The sequence below is a fragment of the Shewanella electrica genome (assembly GCF_022321485.1).
In the GTDB taxonomy this organism is placed as follows: domain Bacteria; phylum Pseudomonadota; class Gammaproteobacteria; order Enterobacterales; family Shewanellaceae; genus Shewanella; species Shewanella electrica.
This window is the reverse complement of record NZ_JAKOGG010000008.1, coordinates 112,766-133,790: the sequence shown is the minus strand read 5'-3', so window position 1 is coordinate 133,790 and position 21,025 is coordinate 112,766. Positions and strand designations below refer to the sequence as shown.

At 51.0% G+C, this 21,025-nt stretch carries 24 protein-coding genes; 14 read left to right on the top strand and 10 right to left on the bottom strand.

The genetic code is table 11. The features are described from left to right. Positions 1 to 44: 44 nt before the first annotated feature. The 3 genes from L9G74_RS12795 to L9G74_RS12785 all read right to left on the bottom strand — a co-directional run bounded on the left by L9G74_RS12795 (position 45) and on the right by L9G74_RS12785 (position 5,342). Positions 45 to 2,117 (bottom strand): EAL domain-containing protein, encoded by a 2,073-nt coding sequence (locus L9G74_RS12795; protein WP_238896802.1) that lies wholly within the window; start codon positions 2,115 to 2,117, stop codon positions 45 to 47. A gap of 309 nt (positions 2,118 to 2,426) precedes the next feature. Next, positions 2,427 to 4,385, bottom strand: coding sequence for a methyl-accepting chemotaxis protein (locus tag L9G74_RS12790; RefSeq protein ID WP_238896801.1), 1,959 nt, complete (start codon positions 4,383 to 4,385; stop codon positions 2,427 to 2,429). A gap of 12 nt (positions 4,386 to 4,397) precedes the next feature. Next, complete coding sequence (locus tag L9G74_RS12785) at positions 4,398 to 5,342, bottom strand: substrate-binding domain-containing protein (protein ID WP_238896800.1); 945 nt, start codon at positions 5,340 to 5,342, stop codon at positions 4,398 to 4,400. Positions 5,343 to 5,562: 220 nt separating this feature from the next. Here L9G74_RS12785 and L9G74_RS12780 point away from each other — a divergent pair, with 220 nt between their 5' ends. After that, positions 5,563 to 5,799, top strand: coding sequence for a hypothetical protein (locus L9G74_RS12780; RefSeq protein ID WP_238896799.1), 237 nt, complete (start codon positions 5,563 to 5,565; stop codon positions 5,797 to 5,799). Here L9G74_RS12780 and L9G74_RS12775 read toward each other — a convergent pair. From L9G74_RS12775 to L9G74_RS12765, 3 genes are read right to left on the bottom strand one after another with little or no spacing between them, the layout of a single operon-like run. After that, a complete protein-coding gene (locus tag L9G74_RS12775; RefSeq protein ID WP_238896798.1) occupies positions 5,796 to 6,062 on the bottom strand; it encodes a DksA/TraR family C4-type zinc finger protein in 267 nt (88 codons plus the stop codon). The two genes, L9G74_RS12780 and L9G74_RS12775, sit on opposite strands and share 4 nt — an antisense overlap. 12 nt (positions 6,063 to 6,074) lie before the next feature. Then, a complete protein-coding gene (locus tag L9G74_RS12770; protein WP_238896797.1) occupies positions 6,075 to 6,707 on the bottom strand; it encodes a flavin reductase family protein in 633 nt (210 codons plus the stop codon). A gap of 26 nt (positions 6,708 to 6,733) precedes the next feature. Then, the gene (locus L9G74_RS12765) at positions 6,734 to 7,621 is read right to left on the bottom strand and encodes a LysR family transcriptional regulator (protein WP_238896796.1); all 888 of its coding nucleotides are present in this window, start codon (positions 7,619 to 7,621) and stop codon (positions 6,734 to 6,736) included. A gap of 116 nt (positions 7,622 to 7,737) precedes the next feature. Between L9G74_RS12765 and L9G74_RS12760 the strand changes: the two genes are divergently transcribed. From L9G74_RS12760 to L9G74_RS12750, 3 genes are all read left to right on the top strand, one after another. Continuing rightward, positions 7,738 to 8,169: an organic hydroperoxide resistance protein gene (locus L9G74_RS12760; RefSeq protein ID WP_238896795.1), complete on the top strand. Its 432-nt coding sequence runs from the start codon at positions 7,738 to 7,740 to the stop codon at positions 8,167 to 8,169. 28 nt (positions 8,170 to 8,197) lie between these two features. After that, on the top strand, positions 8,198 to 9,616 hold the full coding sequence (locus L9G74_RS12755; protein ID WP_238896794.1) for a coniferyl aldehyde dehydrogenase: 1,419 nt from the start codon (positions 8,198 to 8,200) through the stop codon (positions 9,614 to 9,616). Positions 9,617 to 9,680: 64 nt separating this feature from the next. After that, complete coding sequence (locus tag L9G74_RS12750; RefSeq protein ID WP_238896793.1) at positions 9,681 to 10,361, top strand: type 1 glutamine amidotransferase domain-containing protein; 681 nt, start codon at positions 9,681 to 9,683, stop codon at positions 10,359 to 10,361. A gap of 67 nt (positions 10,362 to 10,428) precedes the next feature. Here L9G74_RS12750 and L9G74_RS12745 read toward each other — a convergent pair whose 3' ends face one another. Continuing rightward, positions 10,429 to 10,605, bottom strand: a complete 177-nt coding sequence (locus L9G74_RS12745; protein ID WP_238896792.1) for a hypothetical protein — start codon at positions 10,603 to 10,605, stop codon at positions 10,429 to 10,431. A gap of 22 nt (positions 10,606 to 10,627) precedes the next feature. Then, complete coding sequence (locus L9G74_RS12740) at positions 10,628 to 11,539, bottom strand: NmrA family NAD(P)-binding protein (RefSeq protein WP_238896791.1); 912 nt, start codon at positions 11,537 to 11,539, stop codon at positions 10,628 to 10,630. Positions 11,540 to 11,739: 200 nt separating this feature from the next. On the opposite strand from L9G74_RS12740, the gene L9G74_RS12735 reads away from it, so the two are divergent. From L9G74_RS12735 to L9G74_RS12690, 10 genes are all read left to right on the top strand, one after another. Then, positions 11,740 to 12,381 (top strand): TetR/AcrR family transcriptional regulator, encoded by a 642-nt coding sequence (locus tag L9G74_RS12735; protein WP_238896790.1) that lies wholly within the window; start codon positions 11,740 to 11,742, stop codon positions 12,379 to 12,381. A gap of 471 nt (positions 12,382 to 12,852) precedes the next feature. Next, on the top strand, positions 12,853 to 13,212 hold the full coding sequence (locus tag L9G74_RS12730) for a hypothetical protein (RefSeq protein WP_238896789.1): 360 nt from the start codon (positions 12,853 to 12,855) through the stop codon (positions 13,210 to 13,212). Between the two features lie 38 nt (positions 13,213 to 13,250). Continuing rightward, the gene (locus L9G74_RS12725) at positions 13,251 to 15,107 is read left to right on the top strand and encodes a right-handed parallel beta-helix repeat-containing protein (protein WP_238896788.1); all 1,857 of its coding nucleotides are present in this window, start codon (positions 13,251 to 13,253) and stop codon (positions 15,105 to 15,107) included. 221 nt (positions 15,108 to 15,328) lie between these two features. Continuing rightward, complete coding sequence (locus tag L9G74_RS12720; protein WP_238896787.1) at positions 15,329 to 15,880, top strand: hypothetical protein; 552 nt, start codon at positions 15,329 to 15,331, stop codon at positions 15,878 to 15,880. 16 nt (positions 15,881 to 15,896) lie between these two features. Then, on the top strand, positions 15,897 to 16,178 hold the full coding sequence (locus L9G74_RS12715; protein WP_238896786.1) for a DUF7660 family protein: 282 nt from the start codon (positions 15,897 to 15,899) through the stop codon (positions 16,176 to 16,178). A 5-nt stretch (positions 16,179 to 16,183) separates the two neighbouring features. Beyond that, complete coding sequence (locus tag L9G74_RS12710; protein WP_238896785.1) at positions 16,184 to 16,459, top strand: hypothetical protein; 276 nt, start codon at positions 16,184 to 16,186, stop codon at positions 16,457 to 16,459. A gap of 20 nt (positions 16,460 to 16,479) precedes the next feature. After that, on the top strand, positions 16,480 to 17,031 hold the full coding sequence (locus L9G74_RS12705) for a hypothetical protein (RefSeq protein ID WP_238896784.1): 552 nt from the start codon (positions 16,480 to 16,482) through the stop codon (positions 17,029 to 17,031). A 32-nt stretch (positions 17,032 to 17,063) separates the two neighbouring features. Next, entirely contained in the window at positions 17,064 to 17,456 is a 393-nt protein-coding gene (locus tag L9G74_RS12700) for a DUF7668 domain-containing protein (RefSeq protein WP_238896783.1), read from the top strand. 387 nt (positions 17,457 to 17,843) lie between these two features. After that, on the top strand, positions 17,844 to 18,056 hold the full coding sequence (locus L9G74_RS12695) for a cold-shock protein (RefSeq protein ID WP_238896782.1): 213 nt from the start codon (positions 17,844 to 17,846) through the stop codon (positions 18,054 to 18,056). A 202-nt stretch (positions 18,057 to 18,258) separates the two neighbouring features. Then, positions 18,259 to 18,462, top strand: coding sequence for a hypothetical protein (locus tag L9G74_RS12690; RefSeq protein WP_238896781.1), 204 nt, complete (start codon positions 18,259 to 18,261; stop codon positions 18,460 to 18,462). Between the two features lie 327 nt (positions 18,463 to 18,789). Here L9G74_RS12690 and L9G74_RS12685 read toward each other — a convergent pair whose 3' ends face one another. After that, the gene (locus tag L9G74_RS12685; RefSeq protein ID WP_238896780.1) at positions 18,790 to 19,032 is read right to left on the bottom strand and encodes a type II toxin-antitoxin system Phd/YefM family antitoxin; all 243 of its coding nucleotides are present in this window, start codon (positions 19,030 to 19,032) and stop codon (positions 18,790 to 18,792) included. A gap of 378 nt (positions 19,033 to 19,410) precedes the next feature. Further along, a complete protein-coding gene (locus L9G74_RS12680) occupies positions 19,411 to 20,172 on the bottom strand; it encodes an SDR family NAD(P)-dependent oxidoreductase (RefSeq protein ID WP_213683229.1) in 762 nt (253 codons plus the stop codon). Positions 20,173 to 21,025 lie beyond the last annotated feature (853 nt).

Sequence of the window (21,025 nt, the reverse complement as noted above, 5' to 3'; positions counted from 1 at the left end):
TCGCGGGGTTTTTTATGGCCTGAATAAAACAATGAACACCGACGTTACCCGCGATCGTTAGCACTCACATCAACGTTCAGTTCAATCTTTCCCTGCTGTAATAACCCCAACAACTGCTTGGCGGGACGTGGCCGCGAGTACAAATAGCCTTGGCCTTCATCACAACCCAATGACTGCAACAGCAATTGCTGCTCGATGGTTTCAATGCCTTCGGCAATCACCGACTTATTCATTGAATGGCCGATATCGATAATCGCCGCCACCAGTTGCTGATCTTTGCTTTCCTTTAGGGCGTTGGACACAAACGAACGATCGATTTTCAGCACCTTAAATGGCAAGTCGCGCAGCCGTGCTAGGCTTGAATGCCCCGTACCAAAGTCATCAATCGCCAGCGAGAACCCAGCTTTGGCTAAGGTTTGTAGCTGCTGCATGATGCGGTTCATATTGTCCATAATATGGCTTTCGGTGACCTCTAACTGCACATAGCGTGGTTCAATCTCCATCTGCTCAACTAGGCTGGTGATGCGGTCGCTCAAGTTGCCACGCAACAGTTGTTTCACCGAGACATTGATGGCCATTTCAACAAAGATGTCCTGCCGTTGCCATTCACGCAGTTGCCACAGCGACTGCACTATCACCCAGTCGCCCAGCTCTTGGATTAGCCCGGAGTCTTCGGCTATCGGAATAAATTCCACCGGCGACAACATGCCTTCTTCCGGGTGATGCCAGCGCAGCAGCGCTTCAACCCCAGTAACTTGGCCCGAGGCAAGGGCCACTTTGGGTTGGAAGAACAACATCAACTGACCACTACTATTGAGCGCCTGCCGCAGCTCTTGCTCCAGTTTGATACGCCGCGTCATCTTGCTGGTCATCACCGATTGGAAGAAGCGGAAACAATTACCGCCTTCATCTTTAGCGCTACGCATGGCCTGATTGGCATGCATCAACAATGAGCGCGCATCGGCGCCATCATCGGCATAAAAAGCTAACCCCAGCGAAGCAGTGACTTGCACTGTCGTATTGTCCTGCTCAAATGGCACAGCGATCGATTGCGATAACTGCCGCATGAACTGCACCAGCTCGAGCTGTTCATCCACTTGTTCGAGCACTATGGCAAATTCATCCCCCGCTACGCGCGCCACCACACCGCGATGACTGGTGGCGATATCTCTTAAACGCTCGGCCAGTTCTAACAGCAGCAGATCGCCCAGATCATGGCCGAGGCTATCGTTGACATCTTTAAAGCGGTCAAGGCCGATAGAAATCACGATAACGTGGTTTTTATTCTGCTGTGCAATGTCGATATAGGTCTTGATTTTTTCCAATAACGCCACGCGATTAGGCAGTTCCGTCAGCGGATCATTAAAGGTTTGAAACTGTATTTTTTCCGCAATTTCATCATCCATATCTTGCAGCAGCGTGAGATATTCTTTTTCACGGCGATGCAGCGACAATAGCAATGGCCGGAAGATAAAAAAGGCCTCTAAAAACAAAGTCAACAGTAAGCCGCCGAGCGAGAAACGGTTGAATTGTTGTAGTTGCTTAATCGCGCTTTCACTATCCGCCTGAAACTGAAACACTAAGGTGTCGAGCGACTGCAAAATATCACTATGTGCCGCCACTTTTAGCTGTTGATAGGCGTCGTTGCGTAGTTCTGTGGTCAGCGTTTCATCGGTGACCGATTCGGCTAGCGACAGAAAATTCACCACTTTTTTATGAAGATCCACCGGCGGCTGGCTAAATATTTGCTGGATTTTGTCTGAGGTGGGCATTGGGATGTTCAGCACATTGGAGCCATTCATTAAGGCATAGTGCATGGTGCTCATGGTGCTCATGGCGTCAAAATATTCGGCGGTGAGCGGCTCTCTTAACTCACTGGAGCTGGCTTCACGTAATTCTCCGGCATACAAGGTAATGCGCTGCGACAACATGCGCTGCCGTCCCGCCAAGTTGACCACGCGCGCGGTGGCTTCTTGTTCATCGACAATGCTTTGCACCAAGTAATGCGATAGTAATGCCAACAACGCAATAATGATCAGCGCCAACACATAGGTTAACGTCCCTCTCAGCCAATACTGGCGAAGCCGCGCTGAATCCTTATATATCCGCTCGTGCATCCTTACTTCACTCCTAAGTAACTCGCGATACTGCAGCCACCTGCTCACGCAAGTTGCTAACCCATCAATGCTAAGTCACAGTTTAGTCGCTTAGTTACGGCGCGGAAAATAAATTGCTTACAAAATAATCAACCCACTATTGGCGGGTCCGTTTTTACCGCGGGCAGCGCGTAATTTAGGCCAAACAGCCAATATGCCGTAATGGTCATGCTGCGCCAACTGCCGCAATGGCATCGCAAATAAGTACGTTAACGCTGTGGTGCCCGAGCCATTCCGCCATGGTGAAAACCACTCGGGCATCACCTGTTGTTACAGACTAAAGCGTGCGATGAGCTGTTGTTGATGATGCGACTGTTGCCGCAGTGCGGCGCTGGATTGAGCATTGTCACTGGCGCCTTGGGCGGTTTCTTCTGCCGACTGACTAATACTGACCACGCTAGCACTGATCTCAGCCGCGGTTTGGCTCTGTTGATCAGTAGCGGCGGCGATCTGCATATTCATCTCCACGATGCGGTCAATCACTTCACGCATGTTGCCCAGCTCCGTTTCCGCCTGTTCGGCAACCTGCACACTACTGCTGTTGTGTTGCACATTGCCATCAATCACTTCCACCACGGCGGTGATCAGCCCTTGCATCATCTGGATCATCCGTTGGATCTCGCTGGTGGAGTTTTTGGTTCTGCCCGCCAGCGAGCGCACTTCATCCGCTACCACGGCAAATCCGCGCCCTTGCTCACCGGCACGCGCGGCTTCAATTGCGGCGTTCAACGCTAACAGATTGGTTTGCTCAGCAATGGTGTCGATGGTTTCAATAATCGAGTCAATCTGGCGCCCATAATCGTTCAGCTCCACCGTTTTGGTCGCCGCTTGCTGCAACTGCACCGATTGGCTGCGAATATTGCCCATGGTCTGCTCAATACGCTCGGCCACCGTTTGCATGCGGGTTTCGGCTTCTTCGGCGGCAGTGAGTGTGGCGCGAGCGCGGCCAGCCACATCCAGCACCGATTGTTCCATTTCGGTCATGGCTGAGGCGGTCACTTCCAGTTGCTGCTTCTGTTGCCCCACCGCATCGGTGGTACGAGCACTGACATCGGCATTTTGATCAGAGACCACTGCCAACTGCTCCGACGCCAGATGCAGCGAGCTGAGGGTGTCATGCAGGTGTTTCACCAAGCCGTTGAGATAGCCGCCCAATTCACTAAATTCATCACGACCACTTTGACTGAAGTTGACCCGCATATCCCCTGCTGACATGCGTTGTAATGCGTCGCGAAAAGCACTGATGGTGCGACGTACCCAACCGGAGATGCTCAGTGAAATCACTACCGCCAGCACCAGCGCCACGGCGCTAATCAGCAGCATAATCCGTTTGATATTCTGCAAACTGCTGTTGGTATTTTGCTGCGCTTGCAACACTTTCTGCTCGGCTTGCTGCACAAAAGTATCCGCCGCAGCTTGCAGGCTCTGCGCCGTTTGCCGTTGGTTTGCCAGCAGCTCGGCAATAGTGGCTTGCTGTTGCTGCTGTTGCACGTAGCGCTGATACAAGCCTTGTTCATCGGTCAGTTGTCTAAGCAGCGGGGTTACCATCAAGCCAAACAGCTTGCCTTTATCCGCATCAGCTTGGCGCAACTGCTCAAAGTGCTCTTGCATCACCCGTTGCATGCCATCAACGCCGCTTTTTAGCTGGTCGAGGTCGTGATTCACCATATAAAGACTGAACGCGTTTAGCACCTGATGCACATCTTGCGCGAGCCCTTTAATGGCGGCGGAGCCGCTGTACTTGTTGAGATAGTACCCCAAGCGTACCTCGAGGTTACTCAGCACTTTCAACTGTTGCTGGATCTGTTGTTGCAGCCTGAGTGCATCGGCGCGGGTATTCACGATTGCCAAGGCACCGGCACTGTTTTGCTGACGGTAATGTTCAATCTCTTGCTTGGCTTGTTGGAGCTGCCGATTTTGCTGCAAAAGTTGTGGTGCAATGCTGTTAAGTTGCTGCGTCACACGCTGATCTAACGTCTGAAATGCGCCGGTGGTCGCCATCACTTCATCCGCCTGTGTCACGCTAAAAATTCGCAGTAACTCGTTGTTTTGCTCCAGCAATAACAGCTTGGTGGCATTGGCACTATCGGCGGTGGCTAAGCCTTCTTTCGACAATACCGTTAAATCGCTCTCGATGCGGGTTATCGACACGTAACTCACCAACACCACTAAGGCTAACGCCACCAGCAATAGGCCCAAACTGGCCACAATTCGTTGAATTAATGACATAATCCTTGGCCTCTAGTGGGTTGATTGATAAGTGCGATAGTTATCGGCGGTGACTAACCGGAACGGCACCCACGATGGCGAGACTACCGGCTGATGTTGTAGCAGTTTGTAGGTGGCATCCACCACCGCACTGGCTTGCCCTGCCGCGTCCTGCAAAATGGTCACCGTCAACTCACCCGCTTGCAACGCCTGCAGCGCTTCGGCGGTGGCATCAATGCCACCAGTGAGCACATCCTGAGGCCGTTTACCGGCTTCTTTCAACGCCATCAAACCGCCAAGGATCATCTCGTCGTTATTGGCGACTAAAATGTCGAACGGCACGGGTTGCTTCAGCCAGTCGGCCACTAAGTTGTATGCTTGGTTGCGCTGCCATTGCGCCACACCGCTGACCACCAGCGACATGTTGGGATACTTGGCGAGCACGCGTTTAACATCGGCGGTGCGGGCACGGGCGGCGGGGTGGCTTTCAGCGCCAATCAGCAACGCCACTTTGCCTTGGTAGTTCGCCTGCCGAGCCAGTTCCTCCATCTGCAAGGTGCCTGACTGCTGTTCGTCAGAGCCAACATACACCGTATTGGCGGGCATGGTGGCGAGGTCGTCCACCGGCTCGGTGTTGATGAAGATCAACGGCACATCTTTAGCAAAGGCAAACAACTGCCGATTTTGCTCTGGTGTACCCACAGCAAAAATCACGATCGCATCGGCGCCAGCCTGTACAAATTGACGCACTTGTTGCAATTGCGTGTTAAAATCGCCGTCGGCAGAATCGATGTAACTGACATCACCGCGCGCATCAATTTGCCGCTCAATGTCTTTGCTGATTTGATTGCGAAAGTTATCTTCCTGACTCATCGTCACAGCGATAAACTTGGCAAAACAGGGAAATGAAAAACAGATCGCAAGCAGTGTGAATACACCGCTGCGGTAAAACACGGACGCAGCTAAGCCTTTGCGCATATGTAGCTCCCCAATAGGCAAATGATGGGTTGCAGCAACTGCGAAACATCTGCAACCTCAAGTCATCACAGGATGTGATGTGAAAATTATATTTTTATAATACAAATTGACAGTATAAAGAGTGAACGGATTAACGGCGAGATGGTGCGGTCACAAAACCGTAAATAGCTGGGTTTACTCAACAGGTAAAATCGATATTTATTAGAAGGTTCAAAAGGATATGAACATTGTAAATATATGGCTGTTACGCCTTGGCACCTTGTGTTGTGCCGTGGCACTGCTTCTCTTTGTGTTGGATTGGTTGCCTAAGGACGGCGTCTATCTCAACAAATCTATGTCGCTGCTACCGGAGTTTCACAGTATTTGGCCCCAGCTACAACTGCCGTTGTTATTGCTCAATTTGCTGGCGTTGGTGGCAATGCTGATACTGCGCCATAAAGCCGCCCATACGCATTAACGCAACTGGCTGTCTTTAGAACCACGGCGATTATAACTCTCAAACCGCTCGGCGTGTTTGTCGTGCTCGGCTTGGCATTGAATGCACAGCCGCACACCCGCCACCGCCTGTCGCCGCGCTTCGGGAATTGGCTCTCCGCACTCTTCGCACTCGTGCAAGCTTTCGCCTTTGGGTAACGCTTGGCGCACGCGGTTGACCCCGTCCTCGACAGTGTTTTCTATTTGCTGTAAATCGGCGCCATCTTGCGCCCAACCTGAAGCCACGTTGACCTCCGTTTATTTGCTGCTTGCAGTCGGCCGAGCCATCGCAAACTCGGTAGCGGTACTAATGCCAAAGTAGCTTGCCGGTCCGCCCGCGCGCATAATTGGCGCGGCAGCAATGGTTTGATAAATGCCGTCTTTAATAAATGCTTGATTGATGTGTACACCCACCACTTCACCTAATACTAGCCAATTATCCATCGGCTGCTTGGCCGCCGTTTCCAAGCGGATCAATTGGGTGAGCTTACATTCAAACGAGGCTGGACTGGCGGCCACACGTGGCACATCGACCAGTTGCGATGGCGCTTTTTCTAGCCCGGCCAAGACAAACTCGTCCACCTCATTGGCGACACCCATACAGCTGATGTTCATCTGCTCTGCCAACGGCTGAGTGGCGAGATTCCAGCAAAACTCGCCGGTTTGTTCAATGTTTGCCACACTGTCTTTCCAACCCGCACTGCAAAAACCGATGATCGGCGGCGCATCGGCAAACACGTTAAAAAAGCTGTAAGGCGCGAGATTGGCGATGCCCGCCGCATTACGACTGGAGATCCAGCCAATCGGCCGCGGCGCAATAATCGACTTCAACGGATCGTGCGCCAAGCCGTGCCCGGCACTCGGCTGATAAAAATGAAACGGATTGGACATGCTAATCTCCGAAAATACTCAACAACTTAGCTAACTTGCCAGCGGCGTAACAAGGTTTGCCGTGCATGGGCCACACGCGGCTGCCGTAACGCACTTGCCAACCAAATAAGGTAATAGTTTATTTCAGTATGGGCTTTGGGCGCAGGAATCAAGCTTAGCTCGCCATGCTGTAATTCTCGCTCGCACAAAAAGTGGGGCATCACTGACCAACCCACCCCTTGTACTAACAGGCTGCGATGCGCGCGTAAGTCTTGCCCGACCAAGGCGGGGATCAACTCTGGCGCGGCAATACGATTACGCTGCAACCAGTTATCCACCAGCGATAACTCGAGGTTGTACGCGAGCAGTGGCTCTTGCAACAATGCGGCCGAGAAATCGCTGGCTTGTTGAATACGGGCCACCACCGCCGGAGCCGCCACCGCCACTACTGGGCTGGTCAAAATGGTGTCGCTCTTTAATCGACTATCGGTGACAGGATGGGCGGAAATGCCTAAATCGCAATGTCCTTCCAGCAGCATCTGCGTCACCAACGGACCATCGCCAATGTGCATGCGTACCCGTATTCCCGCCGCCAGCAGCGGTGCTAACTCTGGCCCCAGTTTCTCAGCCATAAAATCGGCGTGTCCGATCAGTTGCAACGCGCCCGATACATCGCGTGAGCGCGCTCTGAGCGATGACAATGCAGCTTCAACGGCGTCGAGTTTATCGCCAATGTCCACGGCCAATTCATCGGCAATGGACGTGGGCACCACCCCATTAACTTGGCGATCAAACAGCGGCCGACCAATCGCGACCTCCAGTCCAGCAATGTGTTGCGACACCGCTGGCTGAGTCAAATTCAAGGTACGTGCGGCGGCGCTGATTGAACGTTGGCGATACACCTCCACAAAGGTGCGCAATCTCACGAGCGACATAAGACCCCATAAATTTATTTATACCCCTACCAAAATAGCATTGTTACCCCAGCAGCTCTAGTAGCACCTAAGATGTTTGCAACACGAAATGACCAACACCCCATAAGGAGTTTGTTATGTTGAAACAAGAACTTTACCGCACTGCAGCCACTGCCACTGGTGGCCGAGATGGTTATGCGAGCACCGAAGATGGTTCGCTCCACGTATGGCTCGGCGCGCCGAAAGAGCTAGGTGGCCGAGGTTTTGGTAACAACCCAGAGCAGCTATTTGCTACCGGTTATGCCGCCTGTTTTTTAAGTGCCATGAAAGCCGTTGCTGCCAGCGACAAAGCGAAATACGTCAAAGTGCCCGATGACACACGAGTCACCGCCGAAGTTGCCATTGGCCCACGGGAAGAAAAAGGTTTTGGTTTGGCGATTGCGCTGAAAATCCAGATGCCTAACGTCGACAAAGCGGCGGCCGAAGCCTTAGTGGCTGAAGCGCATCAAGTGTGCCCGTATTCCAACGCCACTCGCGGCAATATCGACGTACAGTTAACTGTGCTCTAACGTGACTCGCTAGCGAAGGAATTTACCAATGACCAACCAACATACCGCCGCGGACTTACAGCGCATCCTCAACAGCTTGCAACAGGCGCAACTGCAACGCGGCCCAGCAAGTGCGGCATTGCGCCGCGACCGCTTGCTGCGCGCAGTGAAATTGCTCAGCGACAATCATACGCAGCTCACCGCCGCCATCAGCGCAGATTTTGGGCATCGCAGTGGTTATCAAACCCTGCTGGCCGACATTGCCAGCAGTGTCGGTGCACTCAAATTTGCCGCTGATCATGTCGAGCAATGGATGCAACCGGAGCAAGTGGATGCGCCTGCTGCGGGCATGCAAACCTACATTCAGCAGCAACCGCTCGGTGTGGTTGGTGTCATCAGCCCGTGGAACTTTCCGCTCAATTTAGCATTTGGGCCATTAGCGGGGATCTTCGCAGCTGGTAACACGGCAATGTTAAAACCGTCAGAACTGACACCGCGCACCTCGCAGTTGTTAGCGGAGTTAGTCGCGCACTATTTTGATGCTCAAGAGCTAGCGGTGGTGTTAGGCGATGCCGAGATTGGTAAGGTGTTTAGTGCGTTACCTTTCGATCATCTGGTGTTCACTGGCAGCAGCGCGGTTGGCAAACATGTGATGCGGGCAGCGGCGGAGAACTTAGTGCCAGTGACGCTCGAGCTGGGAGGAAAATCTCCCGTCGTCATCGCCGAAGACGCTGACATTGACCAAGCAGCCGCACGTGTGCTGACGGTAAAAACCTTCAATGCTGGGCAGATCTGTGTTTCGCCTGACTATGTCTTGCTGCCAGCGGAACAAACGGACAGCTTTGTCGCCGCGGCGCGTCAGTTTATGCAAGCAAGCTTTGCCAGCCTCCAGCACAATGACGATTACACTGCGATTATTAGCCAAGCGCATTTTGAACGATTACAAACCCTGCTGGATGATGCAGCGGCCAAAGGTGCGCAGATCATCAGTTTGGCTCCCACAGGAGAACAAGCCATTGATGCACAGCAACGCAAACTGGCACCGCAACTGGTGCTCAATGTCAGCGATGACATGCTGATCATGCAGGAGGAGATTTTTGGCCCGCTGCTACCGCTAAAAACGTACCAACAATTTGATGATGCGCTGGAATATATCAACGCCCATCCACGGCCGTTAGCAGCCTATTTGTTTAGCGATGATCCACAACAGCAACAACGTTTTGCTGCCCGGACCACCTCAGGCGCACTGGTGATTAACGATGTGATGACCCATGCATCTATCGACAACTTACCGTTTGGTGGTGTCGGCGCATCGGGGATTGGCGCTTATCATGGCATTCACGGTTTCCGTCGTTTTAGCCACGCCAAACCCGTGGTAGTGCAAAGCAAAGATGGAGCATCCAACTTACGTTTGCGAGCGCCGTATCAACAAAAACACGCCGAATTAGCGGCACTTTTTAGCCAATAACACGCATAACGCGTTTATGCATCAACCGATAATCACATTAGCCCACCGGGCTGAGGAGTAACCAATGAAAATTCTTATGGTGCTGACATCCCACAGCGAATTGGGTAACACAGGTGAAAAAACTGGCTTTTGGTTAGAAGAGTTTGCCGCGCCGTATTACACCTTCAAAGACGCGGGGGCCGAGCTAGTGTTAGCCTCACCACTGGGCGGCCAACCGCCACTCGATCCAAAAAGTGCGTTGGAAGATTTTCAAACCGATCTTACCCGCCGCTTTAATCAAGATGCTGATGCACAGCATGCATTGGCAAATACAGTGAAACTGGCAACCGTCAACGCTGATGGCTTTGATGCGGTGTTCTATCCCGGCGGTCACGGCCCGTTGTGGGACCTGACCAACTCAACCGACTCAATCAAACTGATTGAAGCCTTTACCGCCGCCAACAAAATCACCGGCTTTGTGTGCCACGCGCCAGCGGTACTGCGTGATGTCAAAGCCAGCAATGGCGAGCCATTGATCAAAGGCCGTAACGTCACTGGCTTTACCAACGGTGAAGAAGCCGACGTGCAGTTAACCGATGTGGTGCCATTTTTGATTGAGGATGAGTTTAAACGCCTCGGCGCGCATTATCATAAAACCGAAAACTGGGCGCCGTATGTGGTGGAAGATGGCAAGCTGATCACCGGCCAAAACCCAGCCAGCTCCGCCCCCGTAGCGGCAGCGATATTAACCCAGTTACGCGGCTAATCACCGTTAAGCTCCATCATCCTTAAGTGAGATAACGCGGCGTTCAGCAATGAGCGCCGCTTTTTTGTTATTGGCGTTCTTGCCGATCTCGGCCGTCAATAGATTGGTCATGTGAGCTGAACGGCGTCATGGTTACGCGCGCTAAGTTGGGATATTGCGGTAACTGATACAAGGTAGAGCGTGGTTTACGCTCTGCGCCGCTCACTTGATCAGGATTGCAGTTGGTTGACCACACCAACAGCATGCGCTGTGGTCAACCCGCTTAATTACAGCTGCTCTCGCCGCACATACTCGCGCACGCTTTCTGGCTGAATATTGGGATAACGACTATTGGCGATCGCCTTTAGCTTACCTTTACCGCCAAACGAGCCGCGATAGTACATCAGCGGCAACCACGCGTAGAAGTTGTCTGGTTCAGCGGCACGGCGACGGGCAATCTCTTGGTCGAGATCCGCCATGCTGCCCTGATTAACGATAGTGATCGATTTTCCTGACGCTTCTTCATAGGCTTTGACCAGCGCATTAAAGCTCAAGGTCTCCCCAGCCACTTCCAATACATTCGGCACCGGCGACTCATCCACGGCAGCCTCGGCAGTAAAGCGCGCGGTATCCCAATAGGTGGTAACATCGGTGACTGCATCGCCATCGCCCCACAGCAATGCTTGCCCTTGTTGCAAATCGAACGCGCCAAGAAAACCAAACACAATTCGCTTATCAAGAAACGCACCATTGAGAATATGAACCACTTCAACCGTGCCACGTTCACGGTCGGCTATCTTGGCAAACTCGCGGCGCTCGTCGGTGTTGGGGTTATCGCCATCATCCATACCAAAAATATTGTAGGAAAAGCTGGAAGGGATAAAACGGCGGACTCCGGCTTGTTTCGCCGCTTGCAGGAGCCGCGTCTGTGCGCCAACAATCACCTCGTGACCACCATTTAAGGCCGAAACAAAAGCAAATGCACCAGCCAACGCTGACGCCAACTGTTTGCTGCTACCGTGCTCAAGGTCAACGGCAACAATCTCAGCGCCCTTATCCTGAAACGCCGTAAGCTTTGCTGCACTCTGCGGCCGCGTTAATATGCGCACTTTAACGTTGGGCTTTTGCAGCAGAGCATTGACAATATCTTCGCCGAGCACACCAGATGCGCCAGCTACAACAACGATCTTCTCAGTCATTTCGGTTCCTTATGGTTGCCTCTGATTCATAGCAGCCGACCAAATATCGCAGCGACATAGCGCTTAGACAGCCCCCGCATGCGGCAACGGTGATGCAAGGCGAGATGATCGACAGGTGTCGGTTTGCGCATTATAATCGACACCTGTCGGATTGCAACTGCGGCAAAAATTGTCGCCGATATGGAAAATAGGAGGCAAAGTTGCCAACCAACATCATTGATGCTAGTGCCGCGCCCGTGTGTGATGCTCGCATTGAGCGCACCCGCGCCCGTTTAGCTGAGGCCGTGTTAACCCTCGCATCTGAACGCGACATCGCCAGTGTATCGGTCGCTGAATTAACGCGCTGTGCAGGCGTAAACCGTGGCACATTCTACGACCACGCGCAGTCACCTGCGGCACTGTTAACCCATGTGCTCACCCGTGAGCTAGATGAAGTACGTCGCGTCGGCATGGATAGGTTACGCCAAGACGGCTTACTGTTGCGCCACCTGACACGCAGCACGCTGCAAGGCATTTTCCAGCATGTATTAACCCATGAGCAGATTTATGCCGGACCGAGCCATTCAACCTCGGTATATGCGCTCAGAGTGGTATTGGCCGATCATATTGAACAGTCTACGCGGCAGATTTTAAGTGGCGGCTTTGCGATTCCACCAATGATGGAGCCACATACACTGCCGCTCTTTGCCTCTTATTTGGCGCATGGCGTGGTCGGCGCGCTAGAAGCTTGGCTAAGGTTGCCAACCCCGCGGGATGAAGAGATGTTATTGGCGGTCATTGAGGCGATGTATCCCACATGGTTAGCGCCAGAAAATGCGCCAACAGCAAACGACATCGACTAACGCATATGTCAGCGCAACCAACAACCTAAAAACAACTAAACCAATGTTAATAAAGTATTTTTATGTCTTAAACCGTGGCACGCCATCGATGAGTCAATTGTTGCATCACTGCAACGGCATCAACGCAGTGAAGGTGACAATCACCCAATGCGCCATATGTATGCCGATGAAGGTCAGCATGCGGCAAAGTTATACCGAATGAAATCGCGCGAGTGCGTCTGCTGCATATGAGTGTTGGCGGACAGTTCCGATCTCTTCACAACGGTGGTCATCGGCGGTGAGCGCCACGTCAAACAGAGGATTAGTTAACTCATCAAAAAATATGTTCTTAATCGATTGATTGCCATAACAATAGTAAAGATGGTTATAAGGTTAACGCTGAGATTAATTTTATGTTGCTGACTTGATAAAAAGTCAGCTAGTCTGAGCACATTCACATGAGGTGAAACGGCCATAACACGGAGTGTTATTGTGATGATTGCTCGCCATCGTTTGACTGACGTTAACAGCCCCCATGATTTGCCCTCGTTTGATCGTCGTGCCCGTTCTGCCTTTGCTAAGCATCACCATGATGTAACCCAATATTGCCCGCCGTGGATGATTCCCCAGCGTGACCGACTTTCCGCCTTATTGCGCATTGTTATCTTCCAGTTTCGCAATCAACGCCGCCAACTCATTGATGTTATTGCGGCTTATGCCACGCAGTTATCGCGCCAGCGCAGCATAGTGATAGCCGTATTTCCCCCAAAAAAACCAATAAAAGAGCACCAACGACAGAGTGTCTCAACCGAATCGACATCAGTCGCTGCGCCTTGTGGCGCGAGTTACTGAGCGATATACCCTGAGTTAACATAGAAGGAACTATAACAGTGAAAACCAACCCTGTAAGAAATCGGTTTATTTTGATTGCTGGTGTCATGGGCTCCGCCCTGTGTAGCGGGCAGCTTTATGCCGCCGAACACTGCGTAGATCAGCCAGTCAGTGGCACGATCTATAAGATTGTTAGTGCTGGCGTGGATAAGTTGGTCGCGGCGGAATCTACCGCGAAGAAAGCCAATGTCGTCTCGCAAAAAAATACCGGCAATGACTCGCAACGCTTTAAACTGAATCGACAAAACAACGGCTACTGGGCCATTCAAGCGTCCAACACCGATTATGCGGCCACCATCGAAGGCGGCTCCAAAAGCAATGGCGCCACGGTACAACAGAAACCGTACGACGGCGCATTAAGCCAACAATGGCAACTGGCACAAGTGACCTCTGGCAGCTATAACGGCACTTATCGCATCATCAATGCTAATTCCAACTTGCTGATGACCGTCGCCGGTTCTGCCGAAGGCGCGAATATTTATCAAAACCAAGATGCTGGCGGCAGCTCGCAACGATGGTGGTTAGAACCCGTCAACAGAACTTGTAGCTCCACTGGCTCAAGTTCTGGCGGTGGCTCAGGTGGCGATTCAGGCTCAGGCGGTGGTAGCGCTTCAGCGGCGGATACTTCCAGCTCTGCCGCAGCCCCCACAGCCGCAGCGGCCAAAAGTGCGGGCGCCAACCGTGAACCTCTGACCAACGGCAAACCATCATTCATCAAAAATGTTGCCTCTAACGCCACCGTGATTTCAACACTGGATGGCTTACTGGCCGCTATTGATGATGCTCGCGCTGGTGATGTTATCTATATTCGCCGTGGCACTTACTATCCGTCCGAAACCATCAAAATCCAGCGTAATGGCAGCTCATCAAAAGCGATTGTATTAAGTGCTTATCCTGGTGATGCCCGCCCGGTGTTTGATTTTTCTGCCATGTCAGAAAACGGCAGCAATCGCGGCTTCCAAGTGAGTGCTGACTACTGGCACATCTACGGCTTTGACGTCAAAAAGGCTGGCGACAACGGTATGTACATGTCTGGCTCGCACAATACTATTGAGTTTATGAAGTTTTATGAAAACGCCGATACTGGCCTGCAAATCAGCAGCGGTGGCGCCTATAACTTCATCAAAAATACCGATTCTTACTATAACGCCGACTCAACGCTGGAAAATGCCGACGGCTTTGCCGCCAAGCTGACCGTAGGCACTGGCAACTACTTCTACGGCTGTCGTGCGTGGAACAACTTGGATGATGGTTTTGATGGCTACCTGCGTGATAACGGCAGCTCTATTACCACCACCTTGGAATACACATGGATGATCAGAAATGGTTACCAGAAAAACGGCGTGAAAGGCGTAGGTGATGGTAACGGCTTTAAAACTGGCGGCAGTGATGGCAAAGATTTAGCCCACAACGGCCTGTATATCAATACCATCTCTGCTGGCAATACCGCCGACGGCTACGACCAAAACAGTAACCGTGGCACCGTCACCATTCACAATGCGATTGCGTTTGATAATGACCGTAACTTTGGTTTAGGCGACGGCAGTTCACGCCAACTGAAAAAACTGACCATTAAAAACAGCATCTCGTTGAATGGCGATAACAGCGACAAATTTGGCGCCAGCTCTACCAGCATTAGTCACAATAGCTGGCAGAACGGCATCTCGTTTTCGTCATCCGACTTCCAAAGCATCAACATCAACGACTTACTGGCCGAACGCCAGAGTGACGGCAGCTTACCGGTGGTGAAATTCTTCCATCTGAAATCCGGCAGCCAACTGATTGATGCAGGCACCGACGTCGGCTTGGACTACAAAGGCAAAGCGCCAGATTTGGGCACCTTTGAAGCCAAATAGACGCAAAGTCTGCGTCAGCTAAGACGATGATATCACCTCAATCCGGGTATCGCTGATATCCGGATTTTTCTTGCTCCGCCCGTCAGTCATCGTGGCCACCCAAGCGGGTTCACCACGGTACAGCATCGCAGTTTTGCGTTATCCGCGCTACAAACCCACCTAACCAGCTGCTAGTATTGGCACCGTTTAGCGACATGGATGAACACAGGGAAAGTAAGCGCATGAGTGTCTATTCACAAACCGAAGGCTACATTATTTGCCAAGATGAATCGGTGTGGCAGCGGATACAGCAGCAGTTAGCCAATCATCCAGCAGCGCAAGCCAGCAAAGGCCGACCGGTCATTTTTGCCACGGCCGAGAGCTTTATTTATCACCCTGCCAATCAACGCGTCTATTTCACTATCGCTGGCATCAAAGCGCGGCCAATGCCCGACGTACTCAATTTTTGGGAAGAGTTAGTGGTTGACTCACAATGCGACGCGCTATTTCTCAGCCACAGCATTGAACTGCACTACCCGCCCGCCCCGTTTAACAGATATCAGGCGGAATGGGTCAAAGATGATAGCGGCTATATCTTTGAATCAAATCTCAAATTATCGCTGTTCTGGCAATCACAATTCGCCGATGAAAGTGACTATCTGCATAATGACAGCGAGCTGGAGCAACACCCCACCAAAACCATTTACCCGTGGCTCGAACATGAGCTTGAGCAATGGGATTTTTACTGCCGCCAGTTTGGCGAGCCGAAACTGAAAGGCAACAAAGCACGTTGAGCAGGAGCACCGCACAATGAGTGATATTACCGATAAATTAGATGCAGTTACCGATGCGGCCAGTTTTCTTACATTTGTGACCGCACTGCAGGCCGACCGCCAGCAGCAAGAAACCAAAAACGGTGAGCAGACAAACGCCGAAAACGACTGGGCCAATAACAGCATTGCCAGCTTTCTTGAAGGCGCACTCTCGTGGGCCGAAGACAGCGATTTTGGCACCACGCAAGATGATGAAATCGCTAACAACCCGTGGCAACAATTCGCCGTATTTCTCTACTGCGGCAAAATCTACGAGTAATCCATATGCAGCCAGATATTACCCAAATCGCACCCAATGACATTTGGATTGTGCACCGAGATGCCAAGTACTTTATCCGCTACGACGCTGGGGCTCATCAACATATCTGGCGCGAAGATGAAATCACCGCGCATGATGCGCAGCAGATTTTGGCAGCAGCGCCAAGCACGGTGATGCCAGTCATCATCAAAGTGCTACGGCAGATCCAGCAACAACAGCAACAAGCTGGCGTATCTCGGCCACAGTCAAACTGGCAGCGAGATACGAAAAACGCATTATAAGCACAAGGATAGTGTTCACCATGAAGTTAGCTCATCTCACCAATCAGCAATTAATCGCAGCCCTCAAAGCCAGCGCCGCATTAGATATCGCGCTGTGTGAAGACGCACATTTGCGCTGTTTTAGCTACCAAACCGACTGGCAAGCGGGCGTCGATATTGCCAGCTATAACAACGGCGGCGGTGATGAAATCATCTTCATTATCAAAGGCGACGCCATACTCATAAAAGGGTTTGATCACGAGTCAGAAGTCAGCCCTCACGCTCAAGAGGAATATAGGATCTGGCCTGGCATGTATGAGGGCGCACCAGCAGCGTTGCTTGCCATTTTAGCCAATGACGCGTTCGACATGGACGATGTGACGTTCTGCTTTTGGCGCACGAGTAATACAGGAGCGTGGCAACAAGGCCCGGTGGAATTCCTCAACGATGAAGATGACGGCAGCCGCTGGTTGCTCTCCATTGTCACCACCACACCGAATGAATTCATCAAATATGCACAGAACTACTATCAAGACGATTTCAACCGAATCTCGCCCGCCCAAGTGCATCAAGTCTTTGCTCAATATGCGTAGTTAGCGCCAGCAAAAACAAAAAGGAAATCAAGATGCTCACTAAACCGACCATAGACGCCACCGAACAACAGTTGCTCGATTTTGTCCATCAATGGGTAAAGATGTGCGCCGCTGGCCACATTGAAGCAGCGTTTGCATTACTCGATGTGCCAGAGGATGAATCACGCCACATATGGATACCCGAAGATATCCGCGAAATCACCTTTGATCATTTTGATGATGAACAATATCCCAGCATCACCGACCCCGACACAGTCAAAGGTAACCTACGCAGCGACGTATTTACCTACAACGACGGCTCCGGTTGGGGCATCGAATACGACCTACCACTCAACGGCGTTGTCAGCGACTTCACCCTAATGTTCGACTTAATCAAACACGACGGCGACCTTCTAGTTATCTTAGATGACTGCCATGTGATGTAACTCCGCCTGCCTGAGCAGCCAATGTAACAGTGGTGCAGACATGTGGACGCACGACGGGCAAGACGAGCGATACAGATGCTTTTGCGTGACACAGTGCAATACACTCCGCGCCACATATCAGCGATGCTGACGGCCAAAAATGATGGCAATGCAACATTTAGTTGAGCAGCCATCATTTTAATAATGATAAATATTCCTATCTATTATGATTAAAGCGTGTATAGTGCACTCAGCTCAAAAACATGAGCTATTGATGAAAAATTTAGTCCAAGTCTTCTTATAGTTTCCTTTCGATATATTTCGTTATTCAACTCTGACAGTCACTTTTTCTTTATATTCCATTTTATAGCCTCGGTTTTCGACTTTTTAATAATTAACGAGGTATATATGTCTACAAAAATGACTGGTTCAGTAAAATGGTTTGATGAGTCAAAAGGTTTTGGTTTTATCACGCCAGACAATGGTGGCGCAGATCTTTTTGTGCACTTTAAGTCTATCATTTCAGAAGGTTTTAAAACCCTTTCTGATGGTCAACAAGTATCGTTCAATGTGGAACCTGGTGCCAAAGGCCAACAGGCGACAAACGTTGTCACCGTATAAATGACCATTGCCAATATTTTCTTGCATCACATTTGCTTAGATGTGATGTAGGGATTTATAGCATTTATTTTTAGCCTGATTTTGCTATTAATACTTAACTCACTATCAACTTAAATATTAAACATCAAATTTAACATCATTAACTGTTGAACTAGATTTTTTAAATATATTATTTGGATAGCTTTTATTTAAGAGGTTTTTAATGAAAAAGAAGCGAACTGTAAATCAAAGCAAAGCGCGTAAAAATAACCATGAAGAAAAATTTGAATCAATGGTTAAAGAATATCAAGAAGCGAAGACTTTGCTAGATTCGATGGATGAAGGCTCTGACGAGCAGCAAAAGCAACAACGTCTCTGTGACAATCTGTTTGCCAAAGCAGAAAAGTTCTTTAAGCAGCACAACTAAGTCCCACCACCCCATCTTTGCGTGGCACACGCCATGCCATAGATAACCAGCATGCAGCTCACTCACTGCCATTGCTAACACGGAAACTTTCGTGAGACATCCCCACAAAACCGATACCCCCTGACGCTACTCAAGTAGCGTGGGGCATCGCTGCATCCGCCGTTCCAATCATGTTTTCCCTGCTGTGAAAGCACCACATGCTTTGCCGCACCGCCTGACAATCACGCCACAAGGTTCATCAGCGCAGTTTGCGTTGGCACCGCCACCAAGATTGCTGCTTGCCACCCAGAGGTGAACAAATCACAACATCGGCGCTCCAGAAATCAATTACAGCGAATTAAGAAAACTTTCGCCATCAACAGTGGTGCCATTTTTTAAGTCTTGCTGTGCTGATGTGAAGCAGTGCTTAAGGTATTCAGCTTTCATCGCTTCCAGCGCTTCAACGTCGCGAATCGACATCACCACCACAGCATCTTTACTGTTTTTGCTGATCTTTACAGGCTCGCGTTGAGCGCTCAGCAGTAGTTCACCAAAATTTCGTTTCGCATCGTGCGCCGTTAATGTCTGCATGGTTAATTCTCCGTTGGCTAACCCGCCCATTAATAATGCATCACTCAAAACGTTCAATTTAATTAAATCGTGCGATTTGTACAAAATGTAAACTCAAAAATAGCTCATTAGGGATTAATCCATGAAAATTGTTACCTGAAACTCATCAATTAGCGTTAGCAATCAAACTCGCGTTCACCCAAGGAGCATTGGATAGGCAGCAGACATTCGCCGCTCCCGCACATCCCAGTGCTCCAGGGTATCAAGACTTTCTGTATCTATTCTATAACGTTAGCGAACGCTAGCTTGCGTTAGCACAGCCAATAACAGTGATGGCTGTACTCTATTTTCGTTTGCTGAGTTCCCCCAGTCGAAATCCCCCACTTTGAAGGCAGTTTCTTAGACAGCGATGGTGCCGCCATCGACAGGAAGCGCCACACCGGTAACGAAGCCAGCGGCTTCGGACAGCAACCAAGCCACTGCTTGGGCGACTTCCTCGGGCTGGCCGAGTCGCTGCATGGGAACCGCGGCTTGGATAGCCGTGAAGATCTTGATCAGCTCCGGATCTTGTGGCATCCGTCCAACCATAGCGGTCTGGGTTAGGCCAGGTAGCACAGTGTTCACTCGGATGCCCTTCTGAGCATAATCCACTGCGGCAGCACGGGTGATGCCGATCACGCCAGCCTTTGCAGCGATGTATTCTGCTGCAAAGGGGATCGCAGCTTGTGCAGTGGTGGAGGCAGTATTCACAATCGCACCACCTCCCGAGGCCAGCATCGCCTTGATTTCGTGCTTCATGCACAGGAACACGCCCTTGAGGTCGATGTCAATCACCTTATCCCACTGCGCTTCACTGATCTCGTGCAGCGGCTTTATCGCCTGTTCAACACCGGCATTGTTGAACGCGCCGTCCAAACGGCCGAATTCAGCAAGGGTAGTGGCGACGAGGTTTTCCACGTCGGCTTCTAAGCTCACGTTGGTTTTGACGAACAAACTAGTTCCACCAGCGCTGCGGATTTCCTCGGCGGTTACAGCACCGTCGTCGTTGAGGTCTGCAACCACGATGCGGGCTCCGCAACCAGCCAGAAGTGTTGCCGTAACTTTCCCAATACCACTTGCGCCACCAGTCACGATGATTACTTTATCGTTGAGATCTGTCATGAGATGTTTCCTCTTTCGTAATGAGTCTGCTTGATATCCGGGGCAAGAGCATCGGCGACCTCAGCCAGAACAACGATTTTTGTGCCGTCATTTCAGACGATCACAACTGCCTTGATACTGGTCAATGCTGGTCCCGGTAAGAACTTACCTGTTTCTTCGTTGAATAAGTGCAACACACAAAAACCGACATGTGTCGGATAATAATAACCGACAAGTGTCGGTTTTCAATGTTTTTTGAGGTTAGGCTACTTAGATGAATAGCCGCGAGGGAGAAAAAATCTCAAAAATAGTGCAAAAGATGATAGGGCCGTGACCAATAAATCTTAGCTAATACACTGAACTTACAGGCGACACCAATTCCCCTTCGGCGCTGCGTAGGTGCGTTGGGCAGGCATTGAGCAATCGAGATATTCGCCGCTCCCGCACATCCATGTGCTCCACGGCATTAGTACATCCTGTACGTCGATACTTCGAAGCCGCGCCGAGGAATGGATTCCGAGTTGGCGGCGATTTGCGAAAATGACAAACCAGAAGCGCCGTAGCGTTTAGCGCCTTGGGGCGGCATGGGGATTGATAAGGGCGAATACTCATCGATGATGAGTGTGCTTATGAGCGCGAGCCATGGATGGCTGGCCGTTTGACATGGATGTCATTCGAGGCCGTCCAGTCCCCTTGTCCTCTGGTGTGGAGCGAGTAGCTCCACAACTTTCGCCAATGAAGTTTGCAAGGCGCCAGCGTTAGCAACCGCAGGTTGCAATCACGCAGTGATAAATCTTGATCGTAGTGTGAGCGCGAAAGCTCACGACGTTTCCACACGCTGCGTGGTCTAAAGTTATTTCAGATGGTTCTGCGG

Bases quoted from the DNA above. Each gene is read 5' to 3' on its own strand.
- L9G74_RS12795 (WP_238896802.1), bottom strand. From the start codon at position 2,117: ATGCACGAGCGGATATATAAGGATTCAGCGCGGCTTCGCCAGTATTGG.
- L9G74_RS12790 (WP_238896801.1), bottom strand. From the start codon at position 4,385: ATGTCATTAATTCAACGAATTGTGGCCAGTTTGGGCCTATTGCTGGTG.
- L9G74_RS12785 (WP_238896800.1), bottom strand. From the start codon at position 5,342: ATGCGCAAAGGCTTAGCTGCGTCCGTGTTTTACCGCAGCGGTGTATTC.
- L9G74_RS12780 (WP_238896799.1), top strand. From the start codon at position 5,563: ATGAACATTGTAAATATATGGCTGTTACGCCTTGGCACCTTGTGTTGT.
- L9G74_RS12770 (WP_238896797.1), bottom strand. From the start codon at position 6,707: ATGTCCAATCCGTTTCATTTTTATCAGCCGAGTGCCGGGCACGGCTTG.
- L9G74_RS12765 (WP_238896796.1), bottom strand. From the start codon at position 7,621: ATGTCGCTCGTGAGATTGCGCACCTTTGTGGAGGTGTATCGCCAACGT.
- L9G74_RS12760 (WP_238896795.1), top strand. From the start codon at position 7,738: ATGTTGAAACAAGAACTTTACCGCACTGCAGCCACTGCCACTGGTGGC.
- L9G74_RS12755 (WP_238896794.1), top strand. From the start codon at position 8,198: ATGACCAACCAACATACCGCCGCGGACTTACAGCGCATCCTCAACAGC.
- L9G74_RS12750 (WP_238896793.1), top strand. From the start codon at position 9,681: ATGAAAATTCTTATGGTGCTGACATCCCACAGCGAATTGGGTAACACA.
- L9G74_RS12745 (WP_238896792.1), bottom strand. From the start codon at position 10,605: ATGCTGTTGGTGTGGTCAACCAACTGCAATCCTGATCAAGTGAGCGGC.
- L9G74_RS12740 (WP_238896791.1), bottom strand. From the start codon at position 11,539: ATGACTGAGAAGATCGTTGTTGTAGCTGGCGCATCTGGTGTGCTCGGC.
- L9G74_RS12720 (WP_238896787.1), top strand. From the start codon at position 15,329: ATGAGTGTCTATTCACAAACCGAAGGCTACATTATTTGCCAAGATGAA.
- L9G74_RS12715 (WP_238896786.1), top strand. From the start codon at position 15,897: ATGAGTGATATTACCGATAAATTAGATGCAGTTACCGATGCGGCCAGT.
- L9G74_RS12710 (WP_238896785.1), top strand. From the start codon at position 16,184: ATGCAGCCAGATATTACCCAAATCGCACCCAATGACATTTGGATTGTG.
- L9G74_RS12705 (WP_238896784.1), top strand. From the start codon at position 16,480: ATGAAGTTAGCTCATCTCACCAATCAGCAATTAATCGCAGCCCTCAAA.
- L9G74_RS12700 (WP_238896783.1), top strand. From the start codon at position 17,064: ATGCTCACTAAACCGACCATAGACGCCACCGAACAACAGTTGCTCGAT.
- L9G74_RS12695 (WP_238896782.1), top strand. From the start codon at position 17,844: ATGTCTACAAAAATGACTGGTTCAGTAAAATGGTTTGATGAGTCAAAA.
- L9G74_RS12690 (WP_238896781.1), top strand. From the start codon at position 18,259: ATGAAAAAGAAGCGAACTGTAAATCAAAGCAAAGCGCGTAAAAATAAC.
- L9G74_RS12685 (WP_238896780.1), bottom strand. From the start codon at position 19,032: ATGCAGACATTAACGGCGCACGATGCGAAACGAAATTTTGGTGAACTA.
- L9G74_RS12680 (WP_213683229.1), bottom strand. From the start codon at position 20,172: ATGACAGATCTCAACGATAAAGTAATCATCGTGACTGGTGGCGCAAGT.